The 11,132-nt window shown below is 34.5% G+C and carries 7 protein-coding genes; 6 read left to right on the forward strand and 1 reads right to left on the reverse strand.

Features of this window, described 5'->3' with window-relative positions; translation table 11 throughout:
* Positions 1–330: 330 nt before the first annotated feature.
* On the reverse strand, positions 331–2,412 hold the full coding sequence (locus B0X80_RS12845; RefSeq protein ID WP_077340865.1) for a putative bifunctional diguanylate cyclase/phosphodiesterase: 2,082 nt from the start codon (positions 2,410–2,412) through the stop codon (positions 331–333).
* 300 nt (positions 2,413–2,712) lie between these two features.
* Here B0X80_RS12845 and B0X80_RS12850 point away from each other — a divergent pair, with 300 nt between their 5' ends.
* From B0X80_RS12850 to B0X80_RS12875, 6 genes are all read left to right on the forward strand, one after another.
* On the forward strand, positions 2,713–3,918 hold the full coding sequence (locus B0X80_RS12850; RefSeq protein WP_077340867.1) for a hypothetical protein: 1,206 nt from the start codon (positions 2,713–2,715) through the stop codon (positions 3,916–3,918).
* On the forward strand, positions 3,918–4,349 hold the full coding sequence (locus tag B0X80_RS12855; RefSeq protein ID WP_077340868.1) for a hypothetical protein: 432 nt from the start codon (positions 3,918–3,920) through the stop codon (positions 4,347–4,349). Before B0X80_RS12850 ends, B0X80_RS12855 begins: the two co-directional genes overlap by 1 nt.
* A gap of 262 nt (positions 4,350–4,611) precedes the next feature.
* On the forward strand, positions 4,612–6,330 hold the full coding sequence (locus B0X80_RS12860) for a DUF4856 domain-containing protein (protein WP_077340870.1): 1,719 nt from the start codon (positions 4,612–4,614) through the stop codon (positions 6,328–6,330).
* A 188-nt stretch (positions 6,331–6,518) separates the two neighbouring features.
* Complete coding sequence (locus B0X80_RS12865) at positions 6,519–7,766, forward strand: imelysin family protein (RefSeq protein ID WP_077340872.1); 1,248 nt, start codon at positions 6,519–6,521, stop codon at positions 7,764–7,766.
* Positions 7,766–10,066, forward strand: a complete 2,301-nt coding sequence (locus B0X80_RS12870; protein ID WP_245825462.1) for a TonB-dependent receptor family protein — start codon at positions 7,766–7,768, stop codon at positions 10,064–10,066. Before B0X80_RS12865 ends, B0X80_RS12870 begins: the two co-directional genes overlap by 1 nt.
* A gap of 13 nt (positions 10,067–10,079) precedes the next feature.
* Entirely contained in the window at positions 10,080–11,087 is a 1,008-nt protein-coding gene (locus B0X80_RS12875; protein WP_089024880.1) for a sterol desaturase family protein, read from the forward strand.
* Positions 11,088–11,132: the final 45 nt, after the last annotated feature.

Genomic DNA, 11,132 nt, shown 5'->3' on the forward strand with positions numbered 1-11,132 from the left:
TAAACATGAAACACTAAGGGAATTAAAGTCTCTATTAAGTAAGAGCATCAAATATTAAATAAGTTCAAAAATGTTTAATAAATATTTATCTTTTTCTAATTCCTTATTCATACGCCCATCTTACACGATAAAATTTAAGCAAAAAAAAGCGCATTTACAAAAGTAGATGCGCTATAAATAAACATGAAATACTAAGGGGAGTAAACCTTACATAAAGTATGAACCTTGGATGAGAGATAAGTTCAAAAAATATTAAAATTTAATAAACCTTTCTAAACATGACCCCAGTTATTATTCCTATTTAACCAAAAATAAAAAAACTCTAAAACTTTAAACCTTTTCTAAGCGGTTACACTCTAATGATAAAAGATCACCTAACTTGTCTAAGCTCAAGGGTTTACTATACAAATATCCTTGTAATTGATAACACCCCTGCTCAATAAGAAAATCAGCCTGTAATTGAGTTTCAACGCCTTCACAACAAACCCTTAAATTAAGCTGCTTAGCCATTTCAATAATCGTTTTAGTTATTGTTGTTGCGTCATCCGAAACACCCACATCATCGATAAACTGCTTATCAATCTTTAATGTATTAATAGGTATTTTAGTTAAGTAGCTTAATGACGAATATCCCGTACCAAAATCATCTAATGCTACAGATGCCCCCATATTCGTTATTTGAGTAAAAAAAGCATTCGCTTGTGCAAAGTTTTCTAAGTAAGCCGATTCTGTCACTTCAAACTCAATACATCTGGGTAAAACATTATATTGAATAAATAATTGTTGAATAAACTCGAGTAAACCATCGCTTCTAATATCATGTGCCGAAAGGTTCACAGATACTACGGTATTCATATCAAACAATTGATATATTTTAGGTAAATCTTTACAAAGCTGCTCTAACACCCAGTGAGTAATGGGTATTATTTTACCGCTCTGCTCTGCAATAGAAATAAACTCATCAGGAGGAACCGTCCCTAACACACCTTTATGCCAACGAATTAAAGCTTCAAAGCCCACAATTTTTTCATCTGGAGACATTTTACACTGATAATACAATTCAAATTCGTTGTTATTAATGGCTGACATAATAGAATTAGCAATCAATAATTCGCGTTTATTATTATCCTTCATTTCTTGAGTAAAAAAGGTATAGCGCCCCCTTCCAAGCTCCTTAGAAGAATACATGGCGATGTCAGCATGATGAACAAAATCACCTAAATCAAACTCTGCATCTACGGCACTTGCTATACCACAACTGGCACCAATATGAACTTTCCAACCATCAATTAAAAAGGCTGCGTTTAGTTCTTTAACAATTTCACCAGCCACTTTTTCAACACTTAAATAGCTTGTTTGCCTGTCCATAAGTACCAAAAACTCATCACCAGACAGTCTAGAAATAAAGCTTTCTTTAGCTATTATTTTTTGTAATCTATTTTTGACCTCGATTAATAATTTATCACCTGCATCATGGCCATAAGTATCATTGACCGCCTTAAAACCATCGAGATCGATGTAAATTAAGAAAAGATTATTGCCTTCTCGCTCTGCATCTTCTAATTCTTTTTTTACTTTTTGCATAAAATGTTGTCGATTAGACAAGCCCGTTAAACTGTCATAATTGGCTAGTTTTTCCATTTCAAGCCGTTGCTCTTTTAATTGCAGCGTATATTCAGCATTAATTTGTGTTTCTTTATTTATCGCCTGCATCATAGAGTTAACATTATGACTTAAACTAGCAACCTCAGTTTTTCCTTCTACGTTAACTCTTAAGGAATAATCTTTTGTATTTTCTATTTTTTTTGCGAGTAAAGACAAACGAGTAAGAGGGGAAAGTAATTTATTATGGAGCCATAATGAAAATAAAATCATAATAGCCAATACCACCAATATAATTGGAAGCGCCTGTTTTAATAAACTCAATTTGCTGCGATCTAAAGGTCCTTGGTAATCATTAATAATTAATAAATAGCCTATAGGTAAATGCTTATCACCAATATATTTAAACGATATCAATTCTTCTTTATTCGTCGAGATCCCAAATGGAGTTTTATTTAAATCATATTTAGCAAAATAATAGTCTATATCTTCAGAAGGAATATTAGCTTTGCCAATATAAGTTTCAATAGGCTTGAATTCAGGGGTTAGCACCGCGGCAAATTTAACATTTTCATAATGATCTAAACGTAATAAAACCGTTGTAATATAAAAAACATCTCGGGTGTCACCTATTAAAGGAACTAAATCATTCGTAATATTTTCAGATAAACCATCAAGGTCACTTTTTACAAATTTTTGATAAAGATTTTCATGTTCAAATATTGACACAACAAGCACGCTAAAACTTACAATAATAATAATAGATATTGTTAACGTAGCTAATGTTGATTTTACACTTTGAAAAATCATTTTTTCCTACTCATAAGAAGGGTTTATTACACTCCTCTTTAATTACTAAAAATAAAGCTAACTTTCTAGAATATTTCATTCCATCGAAATGTTCTCTGCTCAAACTGTACATAATATACACAACACAAAATCACACTAACTTTACTAAATATCAGTATTACTAAGTTCTAGCGTAAATATGCCGTAAAATCATTCATATACTAGCAAAAATTATCTGCAAAAGTTGAATTAATACTCACAAAAATAGTATTTTTTTTGTTAGACTATTTACACATTAAACAAAGTTAAAAGAATACCTTCGTGCCTTTATTTAGTATTACACCTCAACTCAAATATATTTGGCTCATTATCGTTTTAATAACGCCTTACAAAACATATGCAACAACTGATAAGTTTGATGTATCAGGCTTTGCTCGTTTAGTTGGTGGGTATCTAGATGAAAGCTCTGCGGAGTATCAAGCCTATGATAATAGCTTAACTTTTTCTCCTGACAGCTTACTTGGAATAAAAGGTGAATACAGGCACAACGAACAACTATCTTTTGTGGCACAAGGAATATTTACTAACAGTAGTTTACGTAAGTCTGGCTTTGACTGGCTGTATATGTCTTATAAACCTTCTACAGATTGGCAATTTGATTTTGGCCGCTATCGCACCCCTTTCTTTGAATACAGCGAAGTCATCAATGTAGGCTTTGCTTACCCTTGGGTTATTCCTCCACAAACAACCTATGTAAATGCCTTATTTGCTTCTATTGATGGTGCTAGAGCAACCTATTTATTTAATATTGATAAATTTAACTTTTCTTTAAGTGCTTTTGGTGGTCAGTTTAACAGTAATATTTTTAATGTAGAAAATAGCACTACAGTTGAGAGTGACCTACTTACCGGTATTAATTTACGAATGAATACCGATAACTTTAGAGCAAGAATAAGTTATGTAACTGGTGACTTTGAGATTGAAATTAATGACTTAAGTGAATTGCAAAATATTCTAAAATCGTACAACTTTAATAACACGGCTAACGAAATTGAAATTAAAGGCGGTATAGATATTTATCAGTTCAGTGCAGCTTATGAAACTCTAGATTACTTCGCATTAACTGAAGCAACGTTAATAAAAGGTGATTCAAAACTTGTTCCAAATATAGAAAGCTATAATCTAACCTTAGGTTTATTTCACAACGACTTTACCTATTACACTTCTGCTTCAAAATTAAGAACAACAAACCCAGAAATAACAAATGAAGTGCCTATAGGAGTAACTCCGGAATTAACATTATTAAATAACATCGTAGATAAATTAATAGAAGGTAGGCTCCACGAAGATGTAGATATTGCAACGGTTGGTATTAGATGGGACATAAAATCTAATTTAGCATTTAAAGCTGAAGTAGATATGATTAAAGGTAAAAGCGGCCAACGTTCCACTTTTAGTCGAATAGACGAAACCAGCTTTAACAACTATTCTACTTTATATCTATTCAGTATTGATTGGTTATTTTAATGATTAAGTGGCCGGTATTTTTAATCAGCTTTAGCCTATTGCTATTTTCTCAATTTGCCCTCGCAAATAAAAATAGCACAGAGGTTATTGTTGTTAAAAATATTGAAAATCCCATCAACTCCATTACCAAAAATCAGTTGCGTAATGTGTTTTTAGGGAGAAACACCCTTATGTTTGAACCTGTTATTCCTCCTGTTGAAACAATTACTCGTATTATTTTTAATACAAAAATTATTGGTCTTAATGAATCAAGAATACAATCTTTTTACGCACAAATGCGTTTTTCAGGTAGAGCTAGGCCACCAAAAGAATTACCAACCACTGATGCTTTATTACATTATATCTCAACAACGCCAACAGCTATCACTTATGTTCCGCAAGGCACAAAACTACCTAAAAACGTTGTCGTTATTTACACCATTGTTATTTAAATAGATGTAAATACACCAGACCTTACTTACCGTATTAAATCCCCCTATAAACACAATCCTACCTTTCAATCATTTGGTGCAACTTCCACTTCACAAAAAACAACCTTAATGATATTAATTCTTATTTGTATTCCCTTTATTTTTTGTATAGAATACCTGCAATTAAACAATACAAACTAATTGAAACGATGAATATTATTAAACTCTAACTTATTCATTCATTTTCAATTGATGTAGTTATTAAAATTTATTTTGGTGAATTATGAATATTAAAAAAAGTGCACTTAGCTTAGCCGTTATCTCTTCGTTTCTATTAACAGCTTGTGGTGGTTCAAACAATGATAGTTCGACACCAACAGTCGAAGATAATGTAGCACCTACAAATATAACGTTAAGTAATGCGTCTGTTGCCGAAAATAGCATGGCCGCCGCACTTGGTAATTTATCTGCAGTAGATGCTAACACGGGTGATACTTTTACCTTTTCAGTTTCAGATGAAAGATTTGCTGTTTCAGGTAACCAATTATTACTTGCTGAAGGTGTGATGCTAGATTTTGAAACAGAAACCTCAATTGATATAGACGTAACCGTAACTGATTCAAAATCAGCAACATTTACTAAAACAATTACAATTGAAGTAACCGATGTTTTAGATACTTACACATTTGACAGTAAATTTATCGATGGTGACTCTGCAGTATCTTACACAGGACAAATAGCTCGCCACGCATTAATAGCAGAATTAAATCACTACATTGGCAATCAATTAAAATCTGACTTAGATGACGGTACTTTATTAACTCGTACTGCTGTTTTAGCTAAACTAAACAGTTTTTACAAAACAACTGAAGAGCAATACGACAACTTCCCTATTACGTTTATGGATGATACTAAGCAAAAGTTTATTACAAATATTTCGAGTAGCCCTAAAAATTTAGTAGACAAAATTGCTGGTAACGATGAAACAGGTCAACATAAAGATTGGAGTACAGAGTTTGCTGGCTGGGGGACTAAAGGTTCTATCACACCAGACGAGTTAATCGATATTTATTTTGGCCAATTAGCAGATAATGCTGATGATCATCTAAATGGTATTGTTCGTCAATCTGCAACGGGTAGCGATATTTCTGATATTTACTTGAATACCGACGGCACAGATCTTAAGCAATTAATCCAAAAGTTCTTACTAATGGCCGTTGCCTACTCGCAAGGTACGGATGATTACCTAGATGCAGATGTTGACGATAAAGGTTTACTGTCCAAATTTACTCAAGATGGCACAAAAGCTTACTCTACACTTGAACACCAATTTGATGAAGGTTTTGGTTATTTTGGCGCTTCACGTGAATACTTAGCTTACAACGATAACGAATTATCAGGTAAAGCAGGCGAAGGCGATAGAGCTGATTGGAATAATCATCACGACACTGATGGCGACGGTGAGTTCGACTTAACGTCTGAAGTTAACTTTGGTAACTCAGTAAATGCAGCTAAACGCGATCGTGGTACTGCAGGCAACGCTATGCCTACAAACTACACTAAACAAGTAATGGAAGCCTTTATTGAAGGTCGTAAAATATTAAACGACAATGCAGGTATGGCTTTATCTACAGAGCAATTTGATGCATTAATCGCACAACGTGACATTATTGTTGATGGCTGGGAACGCTCAATTGCTGCAACAGTTATTCATTACATTAATGATACACATGCAGACTTAGCTAAATTAGGTACAGATGATTTTAATTTTGCAGATACAGCTAAACACTTTTCAGAATTAAAAGGGTTTGCACTAGGTTTACAGTTTAATCCTCATTCACCAATCACTGACGTGCAATTTGAAGAGTTACACGCGTTAATTGGAGACGCGCCTGAATTAGACAGTGCGCAAGTTGCAGCATATCAAGCTGAGTTATTACAAGCACGTGACATACTTACTAACGCATTGTCATTTAATGCGGATAATGTTGAAAACTGGTAATCTAATGCCACTTTAATTTGTGTCTAGATAAAGGCATAAATTTATAGGATTATTAGGGTCTGTTGACCTTTCGAGGTTGAATATAGCTGCAAAAACAATCTCAAAAGATCAACAGCCCATATATTATTAAGCATGGAGCTTAAGCTAGAAATAGCTTGAGCTTTATTCGTATTTAAGGGTTTAAATAAGTGTTATATACAAAAGCAAAATTACTCTCTGTTGTTATCAGTACAACATTACTTTTAACAGCTTGTAATCAAGACGTTAGTAGTTCACAAGGTGAAGGCTTTAATGATGGCAGTGGTGGAGGTAACACCAATACAGATTTTAATCAATTAGCCCTTATTACCAGCCTAACTGATAATGTTATTTCTCCTACATTTGAAAACTTCAAATCAGAAGCTCAAAAACAAACGGACGCTATTACAGCCTATTGTAATAACGAGCATAGCTTTGCCAATAGCACAACGGACCAAACGACATTAAATGAAACTAAAATAGCAGCTCAATTACAATGGCGAGCTACTATGGATATATGGCAACAAGCAGAGCTTATGCAGTTAGGTCCACTATTAACAGATGACAATATACTCAGAAATAAAATCTACTCTTGGCCAAATGTAAATACCTGCGGAGTTGATTACGATGTTATGTTCTTTAAGGAAGGTACTGTAAACGGTCAGCCATACAACATCACTTTACGTACCGCGTCACGCAAAGGTTTAGATGCACTAGAATATTTACTTTTTAATGAAAACTTAAATCACAGCTGCACAATTACTGCTGCACCAACTGGCTGGGATAACCTCACAGACACACAACGTAAAACATCTCGTTGTGAATATGCAGTAGAAGTAGCACAAGATATTGTAACCAATGCCGACAGCTTATTGTCGCAATGGAACAACGAAAACGGTTACGCAAACAAATTAAAGCAAGCGGGAACAAGTGGCAGTGTTTTTGCGACAGATCATGACGCGGTAAATCGACTAAGCGATGCATTGTTTTATTTAGATTCATTCACTAAAGACGAAAAAATTGCAATTCCTGTAGGGCTATTAGCAAATAGTTGTGGTTCATCAGCCTGTTCTAATGACGTAGAATCACCATACAGCATGCATTCACTTACCAACATTAAAAATAATATATTAGCGTTTGAAAAACTCTTTACTGGTAACCAAGGTATAGGTTTTAACGACTACTTAATTGATGTAGGCAGCACAACTACCGCAACAGAAATGCAAGCTAACATTACCAAAGCATTAACCGCCATAGAGCAATTAACAACAACGCTATCAAACACTTTAGATAATAGCCCAGAGCAAGTTGAACAAATTCATACTGATGTGAAAGATATTACCGATCAGTTAAAAACAGATTTCATCACCAGCTTAGCCTTAGAGCTCCCTGCAACATCAGCGGGAGATAACGACTAATGACATTTTCTCTTAATCAATATCAAGATAAGTCTATAAACATGATTTCAAATAAAACGTCAAATACGAACTCATTTACTAAAGTAGCCTTATCAATTGCGCTATCACTTTCAGTTACCTCGGCAGCCTTTGCAGAAGAAACTAATACGCAAATAGCAGCAAAAAATGCCGCTACCGAATTAATCGAAAAACTACAAATTATCGGCCACAGCGATAAATTACGTAAGGAAGCCGGTTCAGCAACTTTAATTGGCGAAGTAGAATTAGAAAAGTTCAAATTTACCGATATCAACCGCATTTTGTATAGCGTACCAGGCGTAAATATTAGAGAAGAAGATGGTTATGGCTTACGCCCTAACATTGGTTTTAGAGGCGCAACACCTGAACGTAGTAAAAAAATCACGGTCATGGAAGATGGTGTTTTAATCGGCCCAGCCCCCTACTCTGCCCCCGCTGCTTATTATTTCCCTATGATGAGTAAAATGACCTCATTAGAAGTCTTTAAAGGTCCTGCGGCAATCAAATACGGCCCTAACACGGTTGCTGGTGCTTTAAACATGACAACCCGCGCTGTTCCTGAAGCTAGCGAAGGGAGTATTAATATTGCTGCGGGTAGCGACGGTTTTAAAAAAGCGTCTGGTTATTATGGCAACACCAACGGTAACTTTGGTTACTTACTTGAGCTAAACCACTTACAAGCAGACGGTTTTAAAGAACTTGATAGTGCTGATGGCAAAAGTAAAGATACGGGCTTTAAGAAAAACGACGCCATGTTAAAGCTTCAATACGATTTAAGTTCAGATAATAACTTACAGCTGATTCAATTAAAGCTAGCAACAGCTAACGAAAAATCGAACGAAACGTATTTAGGTTTAACCGATGCAGATTTTGCTAAAAATCCGAATAGACGTTATGTCGCCAGCCAAAATGATTTAATGGACTGGGATCATCAGCAAATACAACTGACGCATTTATTTTCTAATGATAATTTTGATGTAACTACTCGCTTATATCGTAATGATTTTGAACGTTCATGGAATAAAATTAACGGGTTTAAAACAGGAGCAACAAGCCAAGATTTACAAACAGTTTTAGCCGAACCTGGAAACTACGACACATTATATCAAGTACTAACAGGCGTACGTGACACACAGCGTGAATCAGAAAAAATAATTTTAGGCGATAATGCCCGTAAATATTATTCTCAAGGTATTCAATCTGAACTTAATACTTCTTTCATGTTATTTAATTTAAAACATAAGTTCACTGCTGGTGTTAGATTTCATCAAGATCAAATTGAACGAAATCATACTGAAGATGCATTTTTCATGCGTTCTCAACAGCTTGTTAGCGATGGTTCCGATACGCTAAAAACAACAACAAATATTGAAGAAACCGACGCACTAGCTGTATTTATGCAAGATACTATTAGTTTGAATCAACTTGATTTAACCTTTGGTTTGCGTGGTGAATACTTTGATTCTTTATATCAAAACAAAGCCCCTAATCAAGAAAAAGATTGGTTAGAAAAAAGCTCACATATTTGGTTACCAAGTATCAGCGGTTTTTATACGATTAACGACAACTTAGGATTTCTATTTGGTATTCATGAAGGATTTGTACCTACAAGCCCGCAAGAAAGCCCAGCGATAGAAATAGAAAATAGTGTTAATTACGAATTAGGCGGTAGATATAACAATGGCAATACTAAATTTGAATTAGTCGCTTTTTATAACGACATTAAAAACTTAAAAGAAGGTTGCACCTTCTCAACCGCTTCAAGTTGTAGCGATAGCTTAGATGCTGAGTTTAATGGCGGTAAAGTTGAAGTATACGGTGTTGAATTATCAACAAGTCATAACCTGTCATTAAATAATGGTTGGGAAGTACCGCTTTCATTGATTTACACGTATACCTCGTCAGAATTTAAAACAAGTTTTACTTCAGACTTTCCTATGTGGGGCGAAATTACCGCTGGTGATGGGCTACCCTATTTACCTGAAAACCAATTAACCGCAAACATTGGGTTAATTGCCAATAAATGGGAAGTTAACGCGATTATTCGTTATATAGATGAAATGAAAGAAGCTTCAGGCGAAGGTGTTTTATTATCTGGCGTTACAACCTCAAGCTATACCATTGCAGATTTATCAGCAAGTTACAGCCTTGAGCAATACGGTAAACTTTATCTCAAACTAGACAACTTATTTGATAAACAAGAAATTGTGAGCAGACGCCCTTATGGAGCTCGCCCTAGCAAACCTCAACAATTACAAATAGGTTATCAATACAGTTTTTAAGCTGTGTTAGAAAATGACTATTATTGATTTTTTTACGAGTAACTTAGCAGAACTTGCTTCATACATTAATGACGCAAATAAACGCCTTTATTGGGTTTATTTAGCGTCTGCTATTGTACTCGCGATACCTGTTTATTATTTACAAACGAAAAAACAAAAAGTCCTCAATAGTGCTAACGATAACGACAAAATCTCTATTGAAAACACCAGTGAAATAGATACTAAACCTAGCAATTTTTTTACCTTTTTATTCCCTAAAAAAGTCTATTTAGCTCAATCGTCGCGTATCGACTATCAATTACTTATTGTTAATAAATTTGTTAAAGCCGCGCTATTTCCGCTCATTATTTTTACCATGGCGCCTATCGCGTTATCACTATCATCAACACTAGAAAGTATTTTAGGTACTCGAAATTTTTTACCTTGGTCCTCCACCACGATCGTTGCTATTTTTACCCTATTACTTTTTTTAGTTGACGACTTTACGCGTTTCTTTCTTCATTACTTGCTACACAAAATCCCCTTTTTATGGGAATTTCATAAAGTGCATCACTCAGCCACAGTACTAACGCCTTTTACTATTTATCGCTCCCATCCCATAGAAAACTATCTGTACGCATGTAGAATGGCGTTAACTCAAGGTGTTGTTGTAGGTATTTGTTATTATTATTTTGGTCCTACATTAAAAATGGCAGACATTTTAGGAGCTAATGTTTTTATCTTTCTGTTTAACTTTTTAGGTTCAAATTTACGTCATTCACACATTTGGCTTAGCTTTGGCAACCCTATTGAAAATTGGATAATAAGCCCAGCTCAACATCAAATTCATCACAGTACTAACCCTAAACATTTTGATAAAAATTTTGGTACGGCTTTAGCCATATGGGACAGAATATTTGGCTCTCATATTACAGCGAAAGGTGAACAAGTTTTGTCTTATGGTGTAGGTAAACACAACCCCGATCACTCCTCTCTTATTAAAGTTTATTTCTCTCCTTTTAAAGCACTATTTAAAAAATAATTAAGCAAAGCCTCAGTTAATCTTAAGTTTCATTTGTTACTTTTA

The organism is Pseudocolwellia agarivorans (genome assembly GCF_002000085.1).
GTDB classification, from domain to species: Bacteria; Pseudomonadota; Gammaproteobacteria; order Enterobacterales; family Alteromonadaceae; genus Pseudocolwellia; species Pseudocolwellia agarivorans.